The organism is Pseudoalteromonas sp. TB41, from assembly GCF_000497975.1.
In the GTDB taxonomy this organism is placed as follows: domain Bacteria; phylum Pseudomonadota; class Gammaproteobacteria; order Enterobacterales; family Alteromonadaceae; genus Pseudoalteromonas; species Pseudoalteromonas tetraodonis.
In genome coordinates, this window is sequence record NZ_AUTH01000110.1 from 37,481 (window position 1) to 64,456 (window position 26,976).

The window sequence follows — 26,976 nt, forward strand, 5'->3', positions numbered from 1 at the left end:
GAGCTTAAACCATGAGCAATAATTATGGTGATTTAGGAGTTGAAGCAGGCGTTTACGCAGAAATGAAAATGCTAGAGCACGCTGAGCCAATTCTTGTACTAAACAAAATGGGTGATCACAAACCGATGCCTAAAAACGCATCAAAAGTGATTAAATTCCGCCGACCTGTACCGTTGCCGTTAGCAACCACACCGCTAGCAGAGGGCGTTCGCCCTGCGGGTTCTAACTTTCGCTATGAGCGCGTGCAAGCCACGTTGCAACAATACGGTGATTGGATGGAGCTAACCGACGTTGTGCATGACTTGCATGAAGATCCAGTAGGGTCTGATATGGCAATGATGGCTGGCGAGCAAGCAGCCGAAACCATTGAAACCGTGTGTTTTGGTGAGCTAATTGGTGGCACTAACGTTATTTACGCTAACGGTTCAGCACGTGACGAAGTAACTGCAACGATTGGCCTTGGCTCTATTCGTAAAGCGGTTCGCTCGCTTATGTCTAACAAAGCTAAGCGCTTAACTAGCATCCTATCTGGTTCGCCAATGATTGGCACTACGCCGATTGAAGCGGCGTTCGTGGGCATCTGTCACACGGATATTGTAGCAAGCTTACGTTCAGTTAAGGGCTTTGTGCCGGTTGCTGAATACGGCTCACGTAAACCAATTTGTGCAGAAGAAGTGGGCAGCATTGAAGATGTACGTTTTGTTGCATCGCCACTGTTTAACTCATGGGCAGATGCAGGCGGCGCTAAAGGTTCAGGCGCAACAGAAGCGGTATCAACCACGGGCACAAGTGCCGACGTTTACCCTGTACTTATTATGGGTCAACACGCGTTTGGTCACATTGCGCTTAAAGGCAATAAAGACGCAGGCGGCGCAATTAAGCCAATGGTACGTAACCCAGGCAAGCCAGAAAAAGGCGACGAACTAGGCCAAACTGGTTCAGTGTCTTGGAAAACATACTATGTTGCGAAAATTCTAAACGACTTATGGATGGTGCGTTTAGAATGTACGGCGCTTGAGAATCCTCAAGACTAATTAACAACACCCAACCAAAGCCCAGCCTAACCCGCTGGGCTTTTTTATTATGCCATTGGAGCAAATAATGAAAATTACTTCTAAAACAAATAAAGCTGAATTAGTTGCATACGCAGCACAAGCATTGGGCGCACAGTTAGATGAAACAAAATTTAGCCGTGATGAGTTAATTGCCGAAGTTCGCAAGCTTGAAAAATCACTAGGCATTGCAAGTGATGATGCAGGCGATGACGACGCTGTTAACGAGGGCGGCACTGGTAACGGTAACAACGCTCAAAATAATGACGATGCAGACAGCGAACAAGCGGCAAAGAAAAACCCACGCTTTGTATACCTGCGCATTCATACGCCGCCATCAATTAACACTGATGAAGATGCCGAAGAAGAAACACACTGTATTGTGGGCTTTAACGGTAAAAACTACCAAATTCAATACGACGTAGAAGAGGGCGTAAAAGTCCCATACGGCGTATACGACGTGCTTAAAAACGCAGTGCAAACTAAGTACCGCCGCGTTAAAGGTAAGCGCGAAATGGAAGAGCGCAAAGAGCAGCGTTACAAATTTAACGTTGTTAAGACTGTAGACTAAAAACATGACGTTTTTGGAGCTATGCCAGCGGGTTAGGCAAGAGTCGGGAATATCCGGCTCGGGCCCTGAATCTGTGCTTAATCAAAAGGCGATATTACAAAAGGTGGTTGAATGGGTACGTCAAGCCGATCTTGATATTCAACGCCTACACGGTGATTGGTTTTTCTTATGGAGAATGGGCAACGCAAATTTAACTACTGGCATAACTGAGTACACAGGCGCGAGTTTAAACTTAACGGGCACATTACAAGACCTGTTAATGCTCGATATTAACGGGTATCCGTTACGTTATTATTCATGGAAAGAGTTTAAAGCAGCAAGGCGACAGCTTAACGAACAGCAAGGTTTACCCACCGAGTACACGGTAAGGCCTGATAACGTGATTGTTATTAATCCTGCGCCAAGTAGCGATATTGTAGCAACCGCTGAATATTCTATTGCCGTTGAGCCAATGGCCAATGACAGTGACGAGTCAGTTATACCAGAACGCTTTCACGATATTATCGTGCACAAGGCGCTTATGTATTACGCAAGTCACGAAGAAGATGCCAGCTTGTATCAAGTGAGCGAGTCACGTTATGAGCAAGCGCTAAGTGAGTTAGCGGCTGATCAGCTACCGCAAATTAGCATGCGCGGGAGATTGTACTAATGGCAAGCAACACTAACGTATCAACGGTGCCGCTTGCTGGCGGGCTTAATGTTACCGCGTCTGATCAAATGCTTGCGCCAGGCGAATGTGTAGAGCTTATAAATTATGAAATAACCACTACAGGGCGTTATAAACGTGTGCAAGGTTATGAGCGGTTTGATGGTCAACCAGCGCCAAGCCAAGTAATAGCAGCTAATTTACCGGGCTTTCCTTTTCCTAGTGTTGAGGAAACCATAGAAGCTATAAAGCTAGGGCAGCAACAGCGCCGCGACTTAATCAACAAAGTGCCAGGGGCGGGGCCGGTGTTGGGCGTGTTTGGTTTTGAGGGTGATTTATTTGCCTTTAGAAATACAGCCGACAACAGCGCCGCTAAATTACACAAAGCAACCGCTACCGGCTGGCAAGAAATAACAACGCCTGCGCTATTACCCAATGGCTACTATGAAGTGCGCGAGGGCAATTTCACCGGTTCAGCAGGTACAATGGCTATTTATGGGGTAGATGGCAAAAACCCTGCGTTTACCTTTGACGGCACAACGTTTACACAAATACCCAGCATTATTACGCCAGACGCACCAACGCATTTAGATATACTCCCAAGCCAAATTTTACTACTTTCATTTAGAGGGGGCAGTTTTTTATATTCAGCAGTTGGCGATCCTTTTAAGTTTAGCTCTGTAGATGGCGGCGGGGAAATAGCCGTAGGCCAAGAAATTACCGGCATTGAAGCGCAAGCCGATGCCACAACCGCTATTTTTACCCGCAATAAAAGCTACGTGCTTTACGGCTCAAGCGCAGCAGATTTTCAGCTTAAGTCTTTAGGACTGCGCTCAGGCGCACTCGAAAAAACCATTCAATCAATGGGTAGCTCAATCTATTTAGATGATAGAGGGCTAACACGCCTAGAGCGTGTGCAGCAGTTTGGCGACTTTGAGGGCGCAACAATAAGCCAAAAAGTACAAACCTTACTTACCCAGCGTTTGCAAAATGTTAAAGCAAGCATGATCAAACGCGAAAAAAACCAGTACCACCTTTATTTTAGTGACCAAACCGCGCTTACACTTACCTTGTACGGTAGCGAGGTGATGGGGTATACGCAATTACGCTTAGGGTTTACACCACACTGCACATGGTCAGGTGAAAACGCGCAAGGTAAAGAGTCGTGCTACATAGGTGGCGAAGATGGCTACGTATACCAAATGGATAGCGGCAACAGCTTTGATGGTGCTGTGTATGCAAGCTCATTCCAAACAGGGTTTATGAGTGGTGGTAAGCCTGAATATAAAAAGCGCTGGCGTAAACTGGTTATAGAAATGCAAAGCGTAACGCAGGTAGATGCGCAATATAAATGCTATTACGACTATGCAGATCCTAACATACCGCTTAGCGATACCTTGCTTGGTAGCGGTGCAACGTGGGATTTAAACGAATGGAACAACGCACTTTGGGGCGGGGCGAGTACATCATGGAGCGATTTATATATTGATGGTGTAAGCCGTAATATGGCCGTTTACATGCGCTCAGAGTCAGACTATTACCCACCTTACGAAATGAGCCTTTTATTTATTCACGCAAGCCCACGCGGGCGCAGGAGATAATATGAGCTGGCAACCATGGACGTTTACAGATCCGTTTATAGCATACACGCCTATACGTGCCGAAGAAATGAACCCAAACTTAAACGGGATCAGCGCAAGCTTTAATTATGTAGCCAACGAGCTTGATAAGTTTAGGCCGCGCATGCCAAGTAACTTTAACGGCAACATAGAAATACAAGACTCAACGTATATAAGCACGCTGCTTGGCGTAGATGAAAACGGCAATATGGCACTGATTGATCAGTCAGCATTTAAAGCGGCAGGTGATAAAGATTTCACCATTAAAAAAAGCAGTGATCAGCAGTTTACTATAAGCGGTGATAATCATGCAGACTGGTTCATGCTTAATTACGAAGCGGTTAACGATGAAAATATTGTTGTTGTAGTTGGGCCTGCTATTACCAACGTTGACGGCGTAGATGCAGCCGCCCCCGCTACCACAATTATTTTTACCCAAGACAGCGCAACCCCGCTTATTTTTGTCCCGCTTGAGGGGGTAACCATTAAATCACCTGGCTTTCTAAAAGCCTACGGCCAAAATAGCACAGTAACTCTAATAGCGGTTGATCAGTATACGTGGGTCCTTGGTGGTGATGTACTCCCAGCTGAGGCTATTGTTTAATGCAAAAAGTCAGCAGAACCATGCTGGCAGTGGTGGCCGCTATTCAAAGTGGCGCACACACAAGGCGCAAGCCTAAGTATATAAAAGAGCAAGCGCTTGTGAGTGGCTTNNNGTATCCGTATTTTTACGAAGAAACCATAAGCGGAGCAGTCGCGTTTGCGGGTGGCAAGCTATTTGATGTGCCAATTATAACCGACACTATCAATGGTAGCGTAGCCTTTGCAGGTGGCGAACTAATACAGATTGGACCAATTGAGTACACTATACAGCCAGAACAAATAACAGGCAGCGCGGTCTTTGCAGGTGGCGAACTAATACAGCTTGGTCCAATTGAGCACACCATACAGCCAGAGACAGTAACAGGCAGCGCCACCTTTGCAGGCGGCGAATTAAAAGTAGTGGTTGTTAATTACGACAACTACGCACCAGAAACAGTAACAGGAAGCGTCACATTTTCGGGCGGTTCATTGGAGACAGTATGAACATTCAAACCGGCGGTAAAGTAAGCGGTGTTTACGGCATTAAAGTATTGCGTAATGCAGACACAGATAAAGAGCACTTAGAAGATTTTGGCGAATCACCTAACATGTTGCTCGATGGTTTTTTTGAACGATTTGCGAGTGGAGATTTGAGCCCGTCTAGCTGGTATATGTTTGTAGGATCAGGAACTACACCAGTAGACGCCACGCAAACGCAGCTAGTTTCACAGGTTGGTAGTTACGAACAAATATCTGCAACTTCAAATGACAATGTAAAAGTTGGCAATGACTATATAGCTTCATCTACAGGCATTGCTGAGTGGTCCATAGGTGCTATTGTAGGTAATATTTCAGAAGTTGGCGCAAGGCTAGGGACCCTAATAGGCTCAACCGTGGATAGTAGAGCCTTAATTGTTGACTCGCAAGGGAATCCGACAACAATCACAGTTACCGCAGAAGATAAGTTAGTAATTAGCTATACGTTAAAATACATTATTCCTACTCAACAGCATGTATCTGTGGTTGATTTTGCAGGGGTTCAAACAACGTGCACTTTAGAAACGATAAATGCGCTAAGCAAATACAGTTGGGACTTTTACTCAGCGCTAGCTATTTTTGCTGGTATTTTAAATTACTCTGGAACTCAAGAGCTTGTGAACAACCCAGAGCTTGGGGAAACCTCATCATTTGATCGCTCTAGTATATCAATAACATACTCTGAACCGTCAACTGGAGTTAGGCGAGTATCTTTTTTTGCAAGCATAGAAGATTGTAACGAGCCATTAGGTTTGAAGTATTTAGCAACTTCGGGAGTGGCCTCGTATACCTATAGAGCTCTAGGCATACACTTCGATCCACCAATCCTGAAAGACAATACCAAAACCCTAACATTAAACTTTGACTTCACCCTAACTAGAGCTTAATCCATGGCTATTCCTAATAGTCCTAACTGGTCGATGTTGACTAATTTACTCAATTACCAACCAGCAGGCATAGCTAAACCACCTAGCCTTGCGTTTGATGTGGTGCAAGCTGTATCACTAGGGCCTATGCAATTAAATAATTCAGGCGGTAAGTTAAACGAACGCTACTGGATTGCTTACGTTGATAATGGCGCTGTGTATATTAAAGGCTCGCAAGGAGAACAATGGGGCGATGAAACGCTGTTATTTAATGAGCCTGAATCAATAAAGCAAATAACACTCACGTTTGACCAGCTAGGTAGGCCGCTCGTGTTTTATCGCGTTGGCGCCGATACATTAAAGCTTTACTGGTATAACCCTGTACTTGAGCAAACAGAACTTAAAATATTAGCGCAAGGTATTGACCCAAACGCAGGGTTTGACGCCCCGCAAGATACAGGGCAAAGCTATTCCGATGCCATGTTATTTTATGTGCGTGATGATGTTATTTACATGCGCATTCAACGCGACCGCTTTGAAACAGAGTACGCAACCCCTATGGGTCAAGGTGCAGATAGTAGCATTGACATAGTTTACAAAGAACATACCCCAGACAGCATAGGAACTTCTTTATATACTAACTTACCTGAACCTATAAGCGCTGGCGATACAGTTATAGCAACAATAATGCACAGAGATACATTAACGCTACCTCAAGGCTGGGAGTTTTTAGGTGTAACTGAGCCAGTTACCACCTTTAACCAAGTAGTGACACAAGCAGTAATAAAGGTTGCTCAATCTGATATAGGCTCGACTCATACCTTTACGCAAGCCACATCACAAAGAATGGTGTTAAGTATTATTGCGGCAAGAAGTGATAGCGAAATAACGCCGGAGTTTATAGGGAAGTTGCGCTATATCCCTCAGGCGCCAGCCCCTTTACCGAACATATCAGCATCATACAATGGAGCGACTATAATAGCGGCAGCTTCTTTTGTTTATACGAAAAATAGCGGAAATCAAACTGTAACAGTATCAAATCCTTATTTATTGGAAACTCAGCCTACTAGAGTTTTCAATAGATTAGGAGTGGCAAGCGCTAAAGTTACTGATGTAGGCATACAGGGCGCAACCATGAGCCATGAAACTGATGATTCAGAGTATGGCGCTTCTATGGCTACAGCATTAAAGCCATCTACCGATATAATAAGCACAATAAAAAATCTAAAGTTAATGAGCAGCGGCATGCGGGTAGATAACCGCTACCAAGTAGTTTACCGCCATGAACTAACTGATTATGTGCCAGAGCCGCCAGTACCACCAACGCCACCGGTTATAAATGGCGGTTACCGCTACCGTTTAGTGTTTGCGAGTTATTTTTTAGCAACCGGACTTGATGTGCAAAACCCCGCAGTCGATCCTTTAGAAATAAGCTTTGATATAACGAGGTCGTTAACGCCAGAGCAAAAGCCATTTGAGCAAGGCACCTACGGCTTATTGCCTGAGTGCAGGGATTACGCATTACCCATTTATAGCAGCGGGGCCACGCTAATAAATCATCCCATGCTTGAAAATAAGGTTCGCTTTGATAATAGCAAACAAGTAAACGCATGGACGTATGTAAAACAAGACCCACCAATCAAAATAAATAAACGCATAGCCATTGAGTTTATTTATGGAAAAGACTTTAAGCTTAAATTATTTGTATGCTTTAACGGCAGAGTAACCATTATTGATATGGGGCAAACGCCAAGCGGCGAAAATCGCAAGCTTGCAGATGGGCACTATAAACTTACCTTTATTGATACAACCGTTAGCGTGTATTTTAATGATGAGCTTATTATGCAAAGTGAGTTTGAGCGCGGCACCAACTTTACAGAGCAGCAACCTATACAAACCTTAATAGGCGGCACAAACTTTACGCAGCGTTATTTATTTAAAGGCTGCATGTTTAATTTAGCGGTTAAAACAAGCGAGGTTGATGCACTTTTTAAGCTAGACCAAAAAAATGAACTGGTACAAACACCACAAACAGGCAGCTCATTTTTAGAAATAATAAACCATAAGCGAGCGAATTGGGCTTACTATATTGTTTAACTTGGAATCCCGACCACTTTAGCCTATTATTTACCCATACTGCCTATATTACGTATCCCCTTTCCCTTTTAAGGTAACACCCCATGCAACAACAATTTAAACCAACTGCTAACCAGCAGATGGTGCAACCGCTTGCGCCTAAAAAAAAGGCGATAAATAAAACCGTAACCCCTATGAGAAGAAATGACAAACCCGATGATCAGGTGGGGTTTGGTATGCCTGTTAATGGCAATGGCATGGCAACCGATGCGCAGCCAAGCTATCAAGGCGGGGTAAAAACACCGGATTACTTAAAGCCTACTAATGGCAAGCCTGTGGATAAAATGAATATAGGCAACCCAAGCAGCAAGCCAACCGGCTTAATGGGCTACAAGCCACAAGAACCGTCACGCGGATACGGCCCTACGCCAACCCCAACACAACAAGCGGCTACTCAAGGCACTGGCAAAACAACCGCCGATTTAACTCAGCAAGCAAATAACAACCAATCAGCAATAAGCGTTAACGAGGTAACGGGTAAAATCCCTCAAACCACTTACGATCCTATTGAATACAATAAAGACGGCTACGAAGGCGTTAAAGGCGAAGAGCAATACAACTACGATCCGCGTGACGAATCGTTAGTACAAAATCAAATAACAGGCCTGCTTGACCCAAATAGCGCGCTAATGCGAAAAGCCATAGCCCAAGCGCAAAACTACAGTGCATCAAGAGGGTTACAGTCTAGCTCTATTGGCAGCGAAACAGCACTGTCATCAATGATAGATAAAGCACTCCCTATTGCGCAGCAAGACGCAGGCGTGTACGCCAATGCAGATCAGGCAGGCTGGCAAAATTCATTTAACGCACAGCAAAACAACCTAAGCCGCGAACACGACGCATCCATGTTCGATAAGCAAGGCCAGTTACAAGTTGATTTACAAAACAATCAATACGACTTTCAAAACAACCAAAGCAATGCAGATAGACAGCAGCAGTTTGAAATGCAGCAAAAGCAGTACGATCAAAGTATTGGCACATTAGAAAAGCAAGCTGAAATACAGCAAAAACGCGATGAGCTAATGAATCAGTTTGAATCAATGAAAATGGATAAAGCCTATTTGCAAGACTTAGAAAAAACTAAGCTTACATGGGAAAAAGCAGACGCCGACTTTGAGAAAAACTTAGATGCCAACACTAAGATGCAATACCAAAACGCCACAGCCGATGCGTACAACCGTTACTTAGAACAGGTAGCGTTGGTATTTAGTAACCCTAACATGACACCAGCACAACAAAATGCGGGCGTTAGCTACTTAAAAAATATGTTTGAGTCACAGCGCCAGCAAATGCAAGTTATATACGGTGTCACCGGTGGCAGCAGCTCAGGCCAGCAAACAGGCATTAGCAACCCTAATCAGCAAATTAAAAACCCATCACCAGGCACTGGACCGCAACAGCCAGTAATACCTAACGCAAGCGCAGGTTCTTCATCATCTAGTAGTGGTGGCGGGCGACCTGGTGGCAATAACATGCAGAGGTTAATGCAAAGATGATCCGCTTAGCAACGTATGCAGATATACCAACCATTATCGAAATAGGTCAAAATGTGATTGACCGCTCTAAAACCTACAACGTACAGGTTGATCCCAAACAAACCGCGTACATGATACGCCGAGCCATTAACGATAAAAAGATGGATGTATTCATTGCCCAAAAAGCCGACCACGTAGTCGGCTTTTTAATAGCCTTAAAAGATGAATACTGGTTTGCAAAAAAATACTACGCCACCGATTTAGCTTTTTGTGTATTGCCAGAGCATGCAGATCAGGGTGTATGGCTATTGCGTCGCTTTATTCGGTGGTGCAAACAAAACAGCATTGAAAACATTCAGCTTGGTTTAAGTACAGGCTTAGACCCACAAGGAAGAACAGGCAAGCTTTATGAGTCACACGGATTAACGTTGGTTGGCGGGATATACGCCACAATTAAAGAGGTTATACAACCATGAGCTTTATAAAAAAAGCAGTTAAAAAAGTCTTTAAAACGGTTAAACGCCACGTTAGCAAGGTGGTTAAAGTCGTTAAAAAAGTAGCAAAGTCAAAAGCGTTTAAGATCGTAGCCGGTGCTGCGTTAATTTACTTTGGTGGCGCAGCGCTTATGTCGCTGGCAGGAGGTGGAACCGCGTCTGCGGGCATCGGCTCCGCATGGGCAGGGGCGCAAAGTGCGGGCTCTGCGGTTATGGCTGGTAATTTTAGCGGTGCCGCATCAGCGCTTGGTAGTGGTTTTACAGGTGGCGCAGCAGCAGGCGCAGGCGCAACCTTTAGCGCAGGGCAGGCGTTAACAGCCGAAACAATTGCTGCAAATGCCGCAGCTGGCCAAGCAGGAACGCTTGCAGCTGTAGAAACAGCCGCAGCCAATAGCTCAGTGCCTAGCATTTCATCAGCTAGCGAGTTAGCAGCCCAAGGAGCTACTAATACAGGGCTAACAACAGGCACTAACGCTGTTAATACCCAATACCTAAATAGCTTTCAAACAGGGTTAAATGGAGCAGATGCAGCCGCAACAAACGCAATAGGCAATGCAACTACTAAAGCCGCAGCAGATGCAACAAGTGGCGGACTGCTCTCCAATATGTGGAATGGCTTAGGTGAAGCGGGCAAAGCGGCCACAATCACTAGTGGTGTGCAAATGGCTGGCTCTATGCTACAAGGAAAAGCGCAGCAAGAAGCATCCGAAGAAGAGCGCAAACGCCGCAGCTATTGGGGTGTAGATGGCGAGGGCAACACAGCGGCCACCGCTGGCGAAATGAACTTTGGACTAATGGACCCTGTAAACTTTAACAATGCGCAAACTCAAGCGCCGCCTACGTGGCAAACATCAATAGATGATTTAATTAATCGTCAAAAAAATGTAGCAGGGAGTAACGGCTAATGATCAATCAAAACCAAATGCAGGGTAATGAGCAAAACATTGATCCCGAACAAGAGCCGTTACAACAAGGTGAAGAACTGGCAACGCCAGAAGAGCAGCAACAGCTTGAAGCGTTTTACGATATGGGTATAGATATTATTCATAGCGAGGGGCAAGTAGGCGACCAAATAGCAAATATGGTACTGCAAGCGCAAGATGTATCTATGGGAATTGGTGGCGCAGCATCAGCACTGCTTATTGCTATTGAGAAAAAAGCAGGCATGGTTCCCGATGAAATAAAGCTACAGTTAGCACAAGAGCTTATTGCAGAACTAACCGGCTTAGCGGTTGAAGCAGGCGCACTGGCAGAAGATGAAGTAAACGACGGCTTTATCGATGCAGTAGCAAGCCACGCTTACAGCTCGTACATTACGACAAAAGAGTCAATGGGAGAGCTTAACCCGCAAGAGCTTGAAGCCAGCGTGAAAGAAGCTGAGGAGCTAATGGGCACAAGCGCCAGAGGTGGCCAGCCACAGCAGCCACAACAACCAGCAAGCCCTGCAAGCGGTGGCTTAATGTCAATGGCAGGAGGTTAGTATGGAATGGGGATTATTGGGCGGGCTCGGCCAAGGCCTAAGCCAAGCAGCAGGCACCATTAACCGCGGCATGGCAGAAGATAGAGCCGCAGAGCGCGCACGAGAGCTTGAGCAAAAACGAGCTGCCAGCGTAGAGCGACGTTGGCAAGCAAGTGAAGCACGCGCTAATCGTCAAGAACAGGCACAAGCAACGCGTTGGGCTAAGCAAGACGAACGCCAAGCAAATCAAGACGCACGCCAACAAGAACGCGACGCGGTAAGCGATAGCCAATTTGATCGTCGTATGAGTGCACAGGAAGCGCAAGCAATAGAGCGTAACTTGTCGGGCATTATTAGCGAAAAGCAAAAAGCCGAAAGCGATATAGTTGAGCGCTATCGTGAACTTTCGGTAGACTCGCTTGGACAGCCACTCCCCGCAGAGCAGCTTGAAGCGCTCAAGTCACAAATGGAAAAAGATGTAGACGCTGTAAGAACTAGATATTCTTTACTTATTGATAACCAAACTAAAAGCTATGGCGCTAAATTAAGAGGCACTGGTTTTGCTTATCTGCTTGATACTCCTGAAACCCAAGAAGCGCCAGAGAAAAAAGATCCACCACCAAGCCAGCAGGTGCAAACCTCAATAGACGACTTTGCGCGTAATTTTCTTGGTAAAAGTAGCGCTCAAAATAAAGGACTCATGGGTTATGCTGATCTCGACGATAAGATTGTAGCTGAAACTCAATGGGATGATGGCAAGGCAGACCCAACATTTTTAAACGCGTTTAGAAATGAGTTGGCAGACAAGCGAGTTCCAATAAGCAATGATAGATCTCCATTAGATCAGTTTGCTGTGATTGCAGGGCATGCGGCAGGCGTGCTACCTGCCACAATAAAGAACGCGGTAGAGCCAGTGTATGACTGGGCAGAAACCAAGCCATCAAATAGAAACCAATAAACCCGCTTTGTAGCGGGTTTTTTATTAATAAGAGAAACACTAATGGCAAAAAATTACTTTGCAGATGAACCAATGCCTACGCTCTTTACGCCTACCGTAGAGCCTGTAACCAAACAAAACAGTCAAGGCTTATTTGGTGATGCCGTGGACACGTTTCAGTCTAATATATTTACTTCGCTTGGTGGCGTATTTGACTTTGTTGGCGCTGATGGCCTAGCTAAGTCAATGCGTGATAATTCAGAAGAACAATATGCAGAGGTTTCTCAGCAAGGAAAAGATGCCTTAGCCAAGGAGTTTGTTAGTGAAGATGAGCGGGGTAATATAACACTTGGCGAGGGCGCTACCGATTTAGATACATGGCTGTTAACCATGGCAAGTGTAGCAGGCCAATTTGCAGGCACTGCAATACCCGGTGCGGGCGCGGCAGGTTTAGCAGGTAAGGCTGCAAGCTTAGGCGCAAAAGGTAAAAACATTGCCAACATTGCCAGCATGGGCGCAACCGGTGGCGCAGCCGCTACAGGTCAAGGCATGGAGCAAGCGCGCCAAGAAGTACAAAACATGCCAGACACTTTACTGGCAGAGTCACCATTATTCGGTGATGTGTTTAGAGGTGTGCACGCAAACCAACCAGAACTAAGCAACGTTGAAAAGTGGGAAGCAGCAAAAACCGCACTTGCTAATAAAGTAGCGCAAGAAGTAAGAACAGATCCCAAGGTGTTACTGGCTAACTTTGGCGCAAGTGCCATCGGCGATCCCATTATTGGCAAAGCATTAACCGGCGCACGACTAGCTAAAAGCGGGGCGTTACGTAGCGCATTAGCTGGCTTTGTAACTGAGGGCTCAACCGAAGCCGTACAGGCGGGCGTGCAACAGCTAGGTGTAAACCAAGCTTTACAGCCAATAGATAATCGCGACGAAATGCAAGGTGTAGTTGCTGCAGGTTTAAACGAGGGTTTAGCCGGTGGCGGCTTTGGTGCCGCTGCGGGTGGTATTGGTGGCTTAGTAAACAGACAGCCAAAGCAGCAAACACCACAGACTGAACCAACAGCAGAGCCAGCACCACAATCAGCGGTTGATCCTGTCACTGAGCAAATGAAAGCAAGCAACCCTAATTTGGGTGAAGCTATGGCGAGCATGGATCAGCATTCTACCAACGTTAAAAGCGAGGTGGATAATTTAGATATTCCAACCGCTGCAAGGCAGGCAGGCTTTGACACAAACGCGGGTGCGGGGCAGTTTGGCGACTTTATAACCAGCCCTAGCCAAGAATCAATCCAAAGCATGCGCAATCAAAGCATTGCCGATATGATTAACGATGCAATTAATAACATAGGCCCTACACCTGACGATCGTTTCAGTCCAATAAAATACCAACACGTAGGCGAGTTATTATCACCAGAACAAAGCACAGAGTTACAGCCAGCACCGCGCCAAAGCGCACAGATTGATAGTGGCTTTATTGATGGCGAAATGGTGCCAGAGCAAGGCTTGTTACCTACACAGCAGCAAACACAAAACCGCCAAGCATTCGAGCGCGTGCAATCTGAGTTTAATAACCAGCCCGCACAAATTGAAAACAAAAATATTATATTTGGTGAAGATGGCAGGCCACGCCAGCAAGCAGCAGAACGTGTTAAGCAAGCAGGTAAAAGCGCACAAAACTTATTACCACAAAAAGACATTATATTTGCAGGCAACGAAAGCGGCGTAAATGTAGCCCGCAATGGCAAGCCATTTAAAAGCATGAAAGAAGCGCGTAACAGCAAGCTAGCGCGCCAAGCAAAGCGCCAAGGCTTAACCGTTGACGTTGTACCATTTGATAATGGTTATGGCTGGAAAGTTAACGAGCCTGCTACCCTCACAGATGAGGGCGCCATACCGCAAAGCACTGAAAGCAATATAGAAGTAAACGCGCAACCAACAGCCAACCTAGCGGGCGATCCTATTAATGGTGAGTGGACCGCGTTTAACGAGCAAAGCGAAACTAAAAATATACCACGCGCAGAAATGCCACAAATCAAAGCTGAAAATCGCGGCGCCATGGTTAACTTTATGAACGCACGCGACATAAGCCATGAGCAAGACGAAGTACCTGCAAGCTCATTAAAGCCAACGCAGCAAGAGTTTTCACCCGCCAAGGTTAAAAAGGCAATGGAGTTTGAGGGGGGTAACCGCTCTATATTAGTATCAAGTGATAACCATGTGTTAGACGGGCATCACCAATGGTTAGCCGCACGCGAAAAAGGCGAGCCAGTAAAAGTGATCCGCTTAAATGCGCCTATTGAACAGCTAGTACCATTGGCAAAAGAAATGCCAAGCACTGAGACGCAAGATAATGCTGGCAACTTAACAGCAACCGGCAATGAAGAAACTGCCACCACTGGTAAACTAAACAGCGATAGTGGTAAACAATCTGAACAAAAAGCCGTTAAAACTGCCGAAACTGGTAAATTAATTGAACAAGAGCCGGCAGCTAATGAACAAGCCAACCAGCTACCATCAATACTAAAAACCACCAAGCGAAAATGGCTACAAAGTGAAGCTAAAAAGCTAGGCATTAAAAAAGGTTCGCCAGGCTATGACGCAGCCATAGCTAAAATAGAAGAAAGCTACGAGCCAGCTATTGATAAAGCGCTCGCTGAATCATCGTTTGAAACATATCAAGAGTTCAATAGCGATACACCGGAAAGCATTAACCGCCAAGCTTATAGCGAGCTACGCAAAGAGTTTGGTTTAGATGATCAGCCAATTGAAAAACCACAAGAGCAAAAAACAGTACAAGCCAACGATACGGAAAGTCCTAACAGTTCAGAAAATAAAAAAGTAGACGATCCTGTAGCCGCAGACCCCGAAGCTAACGAACAACAGTCAACCACCAATCAAGCAACGGTCAAGCAAGAAAGTATTAATGACTTTGGAGAGAAGCTAGGCGGTGCACGTAAAGATGTTTGGAGTGGCTTTAGTGAAGCCATTCAAGATCAACAAAGCACAGCAGAATTACCGTTAGGCAAAGCGTGGCCTGAGCCAAATTATAAAGAGCTTGTTGATAATGGCGCAAGCGTTGAGTCTGTCGCGCTTATGGCTGCAATGCGCAGTGAAGTACAAGCAAAGCCAAGGCTTTCATATAAAGTATCTCGATGGGCTGAAAAAGTTAATACGTTAAAGTCATTTGCCGCAGACTTAATGAATGGTGATCGTGATGTAGAAAGCGTAATGCAAAGAATGCGAAACCATAGCTCAAAGCTAGCGGCCATTGTTGATGCTATACCATCCATAGCTAAGGCTGATCTTGATACACTAAAAAGCGTTGCGGATTACCGTATTAACTCTGGCAGCTTTTCTATTTTTGGCGGTAAAACATATTCACCTAGTAAAGTGTTTTACTTTATAGAGCGCAATGGTCGCCCTGTTTATGATGGCGCGAGTGAAACGCTTAGTGACGTACAGGCACTATTAACTAAAGTAATAAAAGCTGAACAGGCTGATAGTTCTAGTGCGACCAGTGGAAAGAAAAGTAAAATTAGTGTTTATCGTGATCGTTACACCAAAGATATTTATCTAGGCTGGAAAGGTGCAAGTGGTGTTTTAAAAATAAAATCATTTAACGATTTGAGCGCTGCAAGAGAATACCTTAAAAACAACCGCGACGAAGTAGAGCAAACGCTACAAAAAATGAAAGAAACCCCAAGCATGCGCAAACCTGTTAATGCTGAACGAATGGGCCCTGAACGCTATGCAGAAAACGTAACACCAGATACGTTCGGTGAAACGTTTGGCTTTAGAGGTGTAGAGTTTGGTAATTGGGTAGAGCAAGCTAAGCGACAAAAGGATTTAAACCAAGCTTACGACGGCTTAATGGATTTAGCAGAGGCACTAGACTTGGAGCCAAAAGCACTAAGTTTAAATGGCAAACTAGGACTTGCATTTGGCGCCCGTGGTAAGGGCGGTAAAAACCCTGCAGCAGCACACTACGAACCAAATAGCGTTGTTATTAACCTTACCAAAAAGGCCGGTTCAGGATCGCTTGCGCATGAGTGGTGGCACGCCTTAGACAACTATTTTGGTAAGCAAAAAACAAAAGGCGAATTTATAACAGAATCGCCGTACTCTATGAGTAGCGATGAAATACGCCCAGAAATGGCAAGTGCATTTAAACATGTAAAAAGCGCTATTGCTCAAAGTGGCTTGCCTGAGCGTTCAAGAGAACTTGATACAAGACGGTCTAAAGCATATTGGGCTACACCAGTGGAAATGACGGCGCGTTCATTTGAAACTTACATTATTGATAAACTTAATCAGCAAGGTATAACTAACGATTACCTTGCTAACGTAGTGGGCAGTGAAGCATGGGAAGCAGCAGAGTCGCTAGGCTTTGAGTCGGACAACACCTACCCATACCCCAACAAAGAAGAACAAGAGAAAATAAACCCTGCTTATCAAACATTGTTTGATACTGTTGAAAGCGAAAATACCAGCGAGGGAATACGTTTATTCTCAAAATCTAAAAAGCCAGCTAGCAGCAAATCAATCAGCACTGAGCAAGCGCAGCGTATTGCTGATCAGTTTGTTAAAGACTTAAAAGGCGCTAACGGGATCACTGTTAGCATTCTTGATGATACCGCCACAGCAGAAAAACTATGGCGCATGAGCTTAGACGGCGCAACGGTTAAAGGCGCTTATAGCGAGCTGAGTAAAACGGTTTATATAATTGCAGAAAACATTAATGATTTAACCGATTTAAAACAAACGCTAGCACATGAAACAATAGCCCACGGTGGACTCGATACTGTTATTGGCGCCGAAGCCAAACAGGCGTTTATTGATCGCATCAAGAAAACCAAAGGCCGTAAAGCGTTTGAACAGTATTGGAAAGATGCCAATAACGACTATTGGGATATGAGTTTAGATGTAAAAGCAGAGGAGATATTCGCCCGCTTTGTAGAGAACGAGCCAAGCAAAGGCGAGTTAAAATATTGGTGGAACGCGTTAAAACGCTGGATAAAAGCGCAGTTAGATAAAGCGGGGATTATGTACCGTGAAGATGATGAACTTACCGCCATGCGTGAAATGCTTGAAAGCATAGTAAAAGGATTTAAAGCGCAGCGTGAACCTATGGTTAGCAGTCAAGCAGAAATGACTTACAGCCAATCAGATAAAAAATTCAGCCGCACAGCGGATAATGACAGCCAAGAAAAAAGTAAAATAGCAGATGCAGTAAAAAATGCGATCAATCGTGAGAACCGCTTTGAAAAATCAAGCGTGCCAGAGTGGGACGCATTAAACGCACAATTACGCGAAACTGATAAAACCGCAGGCGAAAAAATAAAACGTCAGCTTTCACGCTGGTTTATGCCCGGTGGCAACATGCCAGAGACAGTTAAACAAGCAACTAGAGGCCGCGATCGCGATGTGGCGGTGCATGAGTTTGATGTGTCTATGCTGGTTGGTAAGTTAAATACAGCCATGAAAGCGGCAAAAATAAACCCTGACAGACTAACCGATGATCAATGGTCTAAGTATCATCAATTTTTAATAGGTGAAAATGATGGGCAATCACTAAAACAAAGTGAGCGCGAAACCCTTATTCTAATGCGCGAACATATCGACGGACTTACACAAGACTACGTTGCAAGTGTTAACAATAAACTTCAACAGCGATTTGAAGAAGATGGATCTATTGACCCTAAAGAGTCGGCGCGCCTTGAAAAAATGCTAGGTAATATAGGCAAGTATTTAAACCGAAGCTATAAAGCGTTTGATGATCCTAATTGGTTTGAAAAAATACCTACAGACGTAATTGATGATGCCCGTACATACTTAATGAAGCAGTATAAAAAGGACGGCGCAACAATAGAAGAGGCACAGCAAAAAGCCCAAGTAACCATGAATGAAATGGTTAAAACAGGCACAGCTTACGACAGCTTAGGATCGTTTATTGCTGAAAGTAAGCTTGGCTCTAAAGACTTATCTACGTTAATCCCACGAAAAGACATCGCACCTGAGATCAGAGCTTTACTAGGTGAATATGTAGACCCGCGCATTAACTACGCAAAGTCAGTATCAAAAATGTCAGCAATGATCGCTAACGATAAACTGCTAAATACTATACGCGATATGGGCATAAACAACTTTATTTTTGAAAAAGACAACCGACCACCTAACGCGACAGTACAACTGGCGGGTGAAAAATCCGAAGTGTACGCGCCATTAAATGGCATGTGGACAACGCCAGAAATTAAAGAGGCGTTTGAAGATGCTATGGGCGGCGAGCGTGGCGAGGGCTGGTTAGACAAAGCCATACAAATAAATGGATTTATTAAATATGGTAAAACTGTTTTATCACCTACAACAGCCATGCGTAATGTGATGTCGTCGTACTTTTTTACTGTAGCAAACGGGCACTTTAACCAAAAATACATGAAGCAAGCCGTTGCAGCATTTAACGCACAGGTTAAAGGGAAGGTAACCGATGGCGAGTCTGATTATATGAAACGATTGATCAAGCTTGGCGTTGTATATGACTCGGCCAATGCAGGTGAAATGGTTAAAATGATGACTGATGGAAAAGTAAGTCAAATGCTTGAGGGTAAAAGCGGTGCTGCATTTGAAAATTTGCGCTGGCTAACTGATAAGGCTACAGGGTTCTATCGTTTTGGTGATGACTTTTGGAAAATAGTCGGATTTGAAAATGAAAAAGCAGCACTAATACGTACTGGTATGGCAGAAAGTGATGCAGAGATAGTGGCCGCTGAACGTATACAAGACACCTATCCAACATATAGCCGAGTAGGTAAAGCAGGTGTTTGGCTGTCACGGTTCCCGCTAGCAGGTACGTTTGTATCATTCCCCGCTGAAATAATTAGAACTACAGCTAATATGATAAAGCTTGCTGCAAGCGAAATTAAGTCGGAAAACCCAGAGATACGCGCAATGGGAGCAAAGCGGGTTGTAGGAATAAGCCTTGCGAGCGGCGGAATGTTCGCGCTTGGCGCATTAACTAAAGCCATGTTTGGCGTGACCGACGATGAAGAAGAAGCACTAAGAGATTTAGCGCCGCCATGGCAGAAAAACTCAACTTTCTTATACGCAGGCAGAGATAAGGACGGAAACCTGCGCTACTTTGATATGACATTTATGGACCCTTACGCCTACTGGAAAAGACCAATTGAGGCCATAATGAGAAACCAGCCGCTAAATGAAGCAATTACGTCATCAATTGGCGATATGGTATCGCCATTCTTAGGAACTGATATATCTGCAGGAAAATTGTTAGAAGTTGTTAGCAATAAAAAAGAAAGTGGCGGGCAGGTATACAAGGAAAACGATACAGCAATACGTCAAGGAGCAGATATTGCAGGGCATTTAGCTTTAGGTTTAGCGCCCGGGGCTGTAAATAATGCATGGCGTATTGGTATGGCCGCAGCTGACGTTAAGCGATCAACCGGTAAGCCTTACAGCCTATCAGATGAAATGCTGGCGCTTGCAGGCTTTAGAAGCTCAACCTTTGATCCAAAGGTCGGCTTATACTACCGCACTTTTGACTTTAACAGTGCCATAGCCGAAGCAAGAAAAGAGCTAAGCGGCGTACTCAGAAATCCTAACAAAGTATCTGATGATGAAATAAGCGCAGCTAAAGAGCGAGCTAAAACAAAGCAAGAGCAAGCATTTAAACAAATGTCACGGCTAATTAAGGCGGCTGAAACTGGCGGCGCAAGTAGAAGTCAAGTTGTGCAAATAATATTACTTGCCGGAATAAGTAAGCGTAATGCAGGATTTCTGCTTAGAGGGCAGGTGCCCCCTGTAAACTTGTCTGATCGCTCATTTGAAAGCGCAGTAAAACGAGCTCAGTTAATTATGGATAGTGAGACGGCAAAAGAGGTAAGAAGTCGATTTAATAGAATTGTTACCCCGTAACATGATTATAAAGGCCTGCGCTGACCGTGATTAAGGTGGTAACCTTTTTCTCGCTCAGCGGCCAATCGTGCGGCGATAGCTTCTGATTTATCATTAAAATAACCAAGACTTTTATGTTTTCCGTCAACAGTAATCCTAGCTTTCCATTGCCCTGTTCTTTTGTACCAAATAACACCGGTTACCCCTGACGTGTTGTCAGATCTTAACCTTTGGTTTTTGTTGTTTTGAGATGAGCCATTGACCTCAACTATATTGCACCATCTATTATCAAGCCCATTACCGTTATCATGATCAACCATCTTAGGGTGGCGACCTGTCATGTATAAAAAGGCCAACCTATGAGCAAGCATTACCTTTCCAAAAATGGCTATATATTTATATGACTTTCCGTTTTTATGAGTTCTTGAGGTTCCTGCTGATATTCCGCCATACTTAGTAGTCCATGCATTTTTACTTTGCAGGCTCTTAAATTGATACAATGGCCTATCAGCTCTCCATGTGAAATCGCCGCTTATGGGATCATATATCAATGCTTCTTTTAGGGTTTTCTGAGTTATGACCATGGCGTTAATAATTAAAGTTAAAAATTTAAACTAACCAAGCTTAGCCCTTAAGTCTAGGAGCAAATAAAAAGCCCGCTTAATTGCGGGCTTTAACAGAGTATCTAACCATCAACGGACAATATAAAAGTAACATGCAACTATATTGAATAATTAAGTTATAGCGGCCTGCGCCTTAAGTCTAGTATAATTTTATTCTCTCTCTTGAATTGTCAGTTAAGAGTCACAATATTCTACCCATGTTAATTGATTAACATTCTTTGGAAAAACTCGACGGTGTACCAAAGTGTGTACCAAAAGTTAAAAAGGTAATACTATGACTGATAATAAAAACATTACAAAACATGAGTTTGGCTCAGACACGGGCAAGCTATTAAATCTAATGATTCACTCGCTTTATTCTAATAAAGAAATATTTTTACGTGAGCTTGTATCAAATGCATCTGATGCAGCCGATAAATTACGCTTTTTAGCGTTATCAAACGGCGACTTATATCAAGGTGATGCTGATTTACGTGTACGTATTAGTGCTGATAAAGAAGCCAATACGGTAACCATTTCTGATAATGGTATTGGTATGACACGTGATGAAGTGATCAGCTCTTTAGGTACAATTGCAAAGTCGGGTACCGCAGAGTTTTTCAAAAACTTAACGGGCGACCAAAGCAAAGATTCACAACTTATTGGTCAATTTGGTGTGGGCTTTTATTCAGCGTTTATTGTTGCTGATGAAGTGACAGTGCGTACCCGTAAAGCAGGCGAGACAACAGCTGTAGAGTGGCAATCAAAAGGTGAAGGTGAATACACGCTGCAAGAAATTGAAAAAGAAGGCCGCGGTACAGACATTATTCTACACCTACGTGAAGAAGAAAAAGAGTACGCAGACGAATGGCGCCTTCGTAGTATCGTGACTAAATACTCTGATCATATTTCTACACCAGTACAAATGTACAAAGCAGAAGTACCAGAGTCTGAAGGCGAAGACGGTGAGAAAATTCCAGCAGTTCCTGGTGAGTGGGAAAGCATTAACCGTGCTACGGCATTGTGGACGCGTGATAAGTCTGAAATCTCTGAAGATGAATACAAAGAATTTTACAAGCATGTAAGCCATGACTGGGAAGATCCACTTAGTTGGGGACATAACAAAGTTGAAGGTAAAACTGAATACACCAGTTTGTTATACATTCCGAAAAAAGCGCCGTTTGATTTATGGAACCGCGAGCGCCAAAGTGGCTTAAAATTATACGTGCAACGTGTATTCATTATGGATGATGCTGAGCAGTTTATGCCAAGCTACCTGCGTTTCGTTAAAGGTCTATTAGATTCAAATGATTTACCACTAAACGTATCGCGTGAAATACTTCAAGATAACAAAGTGACCCAAGCTATCCGTAAGGGGTGTACGTCGCGTATTATTAAAATGCTTGAGCGTATGGCGAAAAACAAAGCCGATGATTACCAAACGTTTTGGAATGAATTTGGTCAAGTAATGAAAGAAGGCCCAGCAGAAGATGCGGCTAACAAAGAGAGCATTGCTAAGCTATTACGTTTTGCTTCAACGCATACCGATTCAGACACTCAAGATGTCTCGCTTGAACAATACATTGAGCGTATGAAAGACAGCCAAGATAAAATTTACTATGTTGTCGCTGACTCATTTATTGCAGCTAAAAACTCACCGCATTTAGAAATCTTCCGCAAAAAAGGCATTGAAGTTTTACTACTAAGTGACCGTGTTGATGAGTGGATGATGAGCCACTTAACTGAATTTGCAGACAAGCAATTTCAATCAATTACTCGCGGTGATTTAGATTTAGGCGACTTAGACGACGAAGAAACTAAAAAAGCACAAGAAGAGTCTGAAAAAGAAGTTGCAGGCCTTATTGAGCGTATTAAGACCGCATTAGGTGATGATGTTAAAGAAGTACGCTTTACACATCGTTTAACCGATTCGCCAGCCTGTGTGGTGAGCGACGACAACGACATGAGCTCGCAAATGCAAAAGCTGATGGAGTCAGTAGGTCAAGCAGTGCCAGAAGCTAAACCTGTGTTTGAGCTAAACCCTGAGCATCAGATTGTTAAGCATTTAAATGATGAGCAAGACGAAGATAAATTTGCGCAGTGGTCACATGTATTGCTAGATCAAGCATTACTAGCTGAGCGCGGTACGCTTAAAGATCCAACTGGATTTGTCACTCGCTTAAATAAACTTATGCTTGATTTAAGCAAATAAGTATTAAAAATCAATGATTGAGTAAAAAGGGAACATTTGTTCCCTTTTTTTATGCGCTGGAGCATAGAGTTTATTGATTTTTAAAGGTTAAATTTGCTGCATAGACGCTGCCCGAAAGGGTCTGTCTGCCTACATGGATGGTGGCAAATGGCGTGAGCAGGACGCAGAAGCTTTGCTCGATTTTTACTCAGCCTACTAGGTTGCAAACATTGCGCCGCGATTAAAGTGCCCCTAGTTTGCACAAATATTAATCCGCAAAGGCCAACAGACTCTAGACAATTAGTATAAGTTACTTGAGTATCTGCGGCGCTTGTGGAAGAATTCAGACTTTAAAATAAACTCTCATATTAGGGGACAATGATATGCGCATTATTCTTTTGGGCGCACCGGGTGCAGGTAAAGGTACTCAAGCTCAGTTTTTAATGGATAGATACGGTATTCCACAAATTTCTACCGGTGATATGCTACGAGCTGCAATTAAAGAGGGCACACCACTTGGCCTTGAAGCAAAAAAAGTAATGGACGCAGGTCAGTTAATTTCTGATGACATCATCATTGGCCTTGTTAAAGAGCGCATTGCAAAACCTGATTGTGAGAAAGGCTTTTTACTTGATGGCTTCCCACGTACCATTCCACAAGCTGATGCAATGAAAGATAATGGCGTTGTCGTTGATCACGTTATTGAATTTGATGTTGCTGATGAAGTGATTGTTGAGCGTATGGGTGGCCGTCGTGTTCATCCTGGTTCTGGTCGTGTTTATCATGTTGTTTACAATCCACCAAAAGAGGAAGGTAAAGACAACGAAACAGGCGAAGAGCTTATTATCCGTGCGGATGACACAGAAGAGACAGTTCGTAAACGCTTAGGCATTTACCATGAGCAAACAATGCCATTGGTTGACTACTACCAAGCAGAAGCGCAAGCGGGTAATACGCAGTACCATAAATTAGACGGTACTCAAGCGGTTGAAGCAGTAAGCAAGCAACTAGCTGAGCTTTTAGGTTAATTTTTATCTAAAATTAAGAGCATAATCAAAAAAACCGCTTCATAGCGGTTTTTTATTATCTGAAATTCGACCTTTAAAGCGTTTTAAGCTTTTCAATAACGCTATCGTATTCAGGCTCGGTTGATAAGCTACTAACTAATTGTTTATATATAACTTTATGGCTTTTATCGAGAATAAAAACAGCGCGAGTAAGTAACCCCATATCTTTAATTATTAACCCATACTTTTGGCCAAAATCACGCCATACAGAATCAGACAGTGTCGTAACTTTATCGATATTCTCTGCTTTGCAAAAACGTTTTTGTGCAAAAGGTAGGTCGGCACTAATCGTCAACATGGCCACGCCAGGAAACTGTTGCGCTACTTTTTCATTAAAATGCTTTGTTTGTAGGCTACAAATGCCAGTATCTAAGCTTGGTACCACGCTTATCAATACGGCTTGCCCTTGGTAATTTTCTAATGTAATGGCAGTAAAGCTGTCGTCGACCACTTTAAAATTTGGCGCATCAGCACCGACTTTAAGGCCTTGGCCTAGTAACGTAACAGGTTTACCTTGCGCTGTTACTTTTCCTGCATCTAAGGTGTTTTCAGGTAACTCTGATGCAAAACTAGTGCAACAAAACAGGCTCAATGCAAAGGCTAATGAACGACGCATGGATTTTTTCCTTTTAAGAATTAACGTAATAGTGGTGAGTGTATTATACTGTGATGGAGTTACCAAGCAGAATAATTGACGCGTTTATTTTTCCCTAAAATTGTAAATAAGCAATACTTTGATTACTATGTATATATAAGAAATAGGTATTAATTAATAATATCCGTGCCTTTATTTTTTGCGGTGTCAGCGTACAACAAGTTTTAAAATAGAGAGATAATATGTCAACATCGGTTTTAATTTGTGATGATTCAAAACTAGCTAGACGTCAATTAGCTCGCTCTTTACCCGATGATTGGGATATTAAAGTTGAATTTGCATGTGACGGTGTAGACTGCATAAAACAAATAACTAAAGCCCAGCCTGAAATTCTTTTCCTTGATTTAAATATGCCAGAAATGGACGGCTATGGCGTGCTTGCTGCAATGAAAGAGCAAGGACTCGACGTTCTCACTGTTGTGGTATCAGGCGATATTCAACCGAGTGCGCATCAACGTGTGCTTGAGCTTGGCGCCATAGATTTTATTCAAAAACCGTGTTCCCCCGAAAAGCTTGCTGCCATTATTGAACATCATGGTATTAGAGATAGAGCACTGCGTGAACGCATGTCTCACTCGTTAGGTGAACAAGTTGACCCTGATGTTCGTGATATATATCAAGAGCTGACTAATGTTGCCATGGGTCAAGCGGGAGATTTACTTGCAAGACTGCTTAATGTATTTGTTAAGTTACCCATTCCTAATGTTAATGTTTTAGAAGTCAGTGAGCTCAACATGGCGTTAAGCTCTGTTGATACCAATGATACTACATCGGGTATTTGCCAAGGCTTTATAGGTGGCGGGGTATCTGGCGAGGCATTATTACTTTTAAATGACTCTAGTTTTAAAGAAATAGCCTCACTGATGAATTACGAAGGTGAACTAAACGACAAGGTTGAGTTAGAGTTGCTAATGGATGTAAGTAACATTTTAATAGGCGCTATTTTAACCGGCTTGTCAAAACAGCTCGACATGACCTTTAGCCAAGGGCATCCAATAGTTTTGGGGCAGCATCGGGACGTTTCTGAACTTGTTCAGTCGAATAAGTCGCGCTGGCAACGGACTCTAGCCATAGAAATAAGTTACGGTATTGAAAATCATGATATTAGTTGTGATTTAATGTTGCTCTTTACTGAAGATTCACTAAAAACTTTGAAATACAAAGTTGCTTATCTACTAGAAGATTAAATATTTATGCCAGCTGATTTAGATTTGAATGAAATCCATTGGTTAATGGATATGTTTAATACGGTTGATGTCGGTCTTGTTGTACTCGATCGAGAATACAAAGTGCATGTATGGAATGGTTTTATGGAAAATCATTCTGGTTTGTTACCGAGCGCTGTAAAAGACAAAGACTTATTTGATTTATTTCCGGCCATTGATGAAAAATGGTTTAGAAGTAAATCTGAGTCAGTGTTTGTATTAAAGAATCGTTCATTTACTATTTGGGAGCAGCAGCCGTATATTTTTCGTTTTAAAAACTACCGACCAATTACCGGTAAAGCGGACTATATGTATCAAAATGCCACGTTTATTCCACTTACCAATGTGCGAGGCGAAGTCGAGCATATTTGTATTATTATTTACGATGTGACAGATATTGCGGTTAACAAAAAAGAACTAGAAGAGTTAAATAAAAAACTAGAACAAGTAAGCCAAACAGATAGTTTAACCCAGCTTGCCAATAGAGGGCATTGGGAGCACTTACTGCACCAAGAATTTTTACGAACGAAGCGAAACGAAGGTTGTTGCTCGTTATTAATTTTTGATATTGACCACTTTAAAAAGATAAATGATAATTTTGGACACAGTGCTGGAGATGAAGCACTTCGTCATATAGCGAGTTTACTGAAAACTGCATTGCGTGAAACAGACATTGCTGGGCGATACGGCGGTGAAGAGTTTGTTGTTACTTTACTAGATACCGATAAACAAGGAGCTATTGTATTTGCTGAACGCTTACGCCAGCTAATTGAAACCTCTCCGGCGAAATACAATGAGCACACGGTGCATATGGCCATTAGTGTGGGTATTGCGTGTTTTGATGATCAATTTAAAGATCACGAACGCTGGATTGAAGCTGCCGATAAAGCGCTTTATCATTCAAAAGAAACAGGTCGAAATAAAGTGTCGGTATACGCTGATATAAAAAATGATGCTTAGACATCATT

19 protein-coding genes are annotated in these 26,976 nt (G+C 43.5%); 17 read left to right on the plus strand and 2 right to left on the minus strand.

The features are described 5' to 3' along the window. Positions 1-11 precede the first annotated feature (11 nt). The 13 genes from L641_RS0119995 to L641_RS0120065 all read left to right on the plus strand — a co-directional run bounded on the left by L641_RS0119995 (position 12) and on the right by L641_RS0120065 (position 20,309). Positions 12-1,034, plus strand: coding sequence for a N4-gp56 family major capsid protein (locus tag L641_RS0119995; protein WP_024602927.1), 1,023 nt, complete (start codon positions 12-14; stop codon positions 1,032-1,034). A gap of 67 nt (positions 1,035-1,101) precedes the next feature. Further along, positions 1,102-1,623, plus strand: a complete 522-nt coding sequence (locus L641_RS0120000; protein WP_024602928.1) for a hypothetical protein — start codon at positions 1,102-1,104, stop codon at positions 1,621-1,623. A 4-nt stretch (positions 1,624-1,627) separates the two neighbouring features. Continuing rightward, a complete protein-coding gene (locus tag L641_RS0120005; protein ID WP_139016083.1) occupies positions 1,628-2,272 on the plus strand; it encodes a hypothetical protein in 645 nt (214 codons plus the stop codon). After that, positions 2,272-3,870, plus strand: a complete 1,599-nt coding sequence (locus L641_RS0120010) for a hypothetical protein (RefSeq protein WP_024602930.1) — start codon at positions 2,272-2,274, stop codon at positions 3,868-3,870. Before L641_RS0120005 ends, L641_RS0120010 begins: the two co-directional genes overlap by 1 nt. Position 3,871: 1 nt before the next feature. Next, the gene (locus tag L641_RS0120015) at positions 3,872-4,492 is read left to right on the plus strand and encodes a hypothetical protein (protein ID WP_024602931.1); all 621 of its coding nucleotides are present in this window, start codon (positions 3,872-3,874) and stop codon (positions 4,490-4,492) included. Positions 4,493-4,970: 478 nt separating this feature from the next. Continuing rightward, positions 4,971-5,894, plus strand: coding sequence for a hypothetical protein (locus L641_RS22685; RefSeq protein WP_024602933.1), 924 nt, complete (start codon positions 4,971-4,973; stop codon positions 5,892-5,894). A 3-nt stretch (positions 5,895-5,897) separates the two neighbouring features. Continuing rightward, entirely contained in the window at positions 5,898-7,970 is a 2,073-nt protein-coding gene (locus L641_RS0120030) for a hypothetical protein (protein ID WP_024602934.1), read from the plus strand. A gap of 83 nt (positions 7,971-8,053) precedes the next feature. After that, positions 8,054-9,505 carry a hypothetical protein gene (locus L641_RS0120035; protein ID WP_024602935.1) on the plus strand — a complete coding sequence of 484 codons (1,452 nt, stop codon included), beginning with the start codon at positions 8,054-8,056 and terminating at the stop codon, positions 9,503-9,505. Next, positions 9,502-9,960: a GNAT family N-acetyltransferase gene (locus L641_RS0120040; protein WP_024602936.1), complete on the plus strand. Its 459-nt coding sequence runs from the start codon at positions 9,502-9,504 to the stop codon at positions 9,958-9,960. The genes L641_RS0120035 and L641_RS0120040 overlap by 4 nt, the downstream gene beginning before the upstream one ends. Further along, a complete protein-coding gene (locus L641_RS22525) occupies positions 9,957-10,883 on the plus strand; it encodes a hypothetical protein (protein WP_024602937.1) in 927 nt (308 codons plus the stop codon). The genes L641_RS0120040 and L641_RS22525 overlap by 4 nt, the downstream gene beginning before the upstream one ends. Continuing rightward, the gene (locus L641_RS0120055; RefSeq protein WP_024602938.1) at positions 10,883-11,458 is read left to right on the plus strand and encodes a hypothetical protein; all 576 of its coding nucleotides are present in this window, start codon (positions 10,883-10,885) and stop codon (positions 11,456-11,458) included. Before L641_RS22525 ends, L641_RS0120055 begins: the two co-directional genes overlap by 1 nt. 1 nt (position 11,459) lies before the next feature. Beyond that, on the plus strand, positions 11,460-12,395 hold the full coding sequence (locus tag L641_RS0120060) for a hypothetical protein (protein WP_024602939.1): 936 nt from the start codon (positions 11,460-11,462) through the stop codon (positions 12,393-12,395). A gap of 42 nt (positions 12,396-12,437) precedes the next feature. Beyond that, a complete protein-coding gene (locus L641_RS0120065) occupies positions 12,438-20,309 on the plus strand; it encodes an LPD5 domain-containing protein (protein WP_024602940.1) in 7,872 nt (2,623 codons plus the stop codon). Positions 20,310-20,314: 5 nt separating this feature from the next. Here the strand turns inward: L641_RS0120065 and L641_RS0120070 are convergent, their stop codons facing one another. Further along, positions 20,315-20,872, minus strand: coding sequence for an HNH endonuclease (locus L641_RS0120070; RefSeq protein WP_024602941.1), 558 nt, complete (start codon positions 20,870-20,872; stop codon positions 20,315-20,317). Between the two features lie 313 nt (positions 20,873-21,185). Between L641_RS0120070 and htpG the strand changes: the two genes are divergently transcribed. Continuing rightward, on the plus strand, positions 21,186-23,102 hold the full coding sequence (gene htpG / locus L641_RS0120075; protein WP_024602942.1) for a molecular chaperone HtpG: 1,917 nt from the start codon (positions 21,186-21,188) through the stop codon (positions 23,100-23,102). Positions 23,103-23,464: 362 nt separating this feature from the next. After that, on the plus strand, positions 23,465-24,109 hold the full coding sequence (gene adk / locus L641_RS0120080) for an adenylate kinase (RefSeq protein ID WP_013465187.1): 645 nt from the start codon (positions 23,465-23,467) through the stop codon (positions 24,107-24,109). Positions 24,110-24,182: 73 nt separating this feature from the next. On the opposite strand, the gene tpx is transcribed toward adk, so the two are convergent. Next, positions 24,183-24,764, minus strand: coding sequence for a thiol peroxidase (tpx, locus tag L641_RS0120085; RefSeq protein WP_013465186.1), 582 nt, complete (start codon positions 24,762-24,764; stop codon positions 24,183-24,185). A gap of 221 nt (positions 24,765-24,985) precedes the next feature. On the opposite strand from tpx, the gene L641_RS0120090 reads away from it, so the two are divergent. Then, entirely contained in the window at positions 24,986-25,990 is a 1,005-nt protein-coding gene (locus L641_RS0120090; protein ID WP_013465185.1) for a response regulator, read from the plus strand. A gap of 6 nt (positions 25,991-25,996) precedes the next feature. Continuing rightward, positions 25,997-26,968: a diguanylate cyclase gene (locus tag L641_RS0120095; RefSeq protein WP_024602943.1), complete on the plus strand. Its 972-nt coding sequence runs from the start codon at positions 25,997-25,999 to the stop codon at positions 26,966-26,968. Positions 26,969-26,976 lie beyond the last annotated feature (8 nt).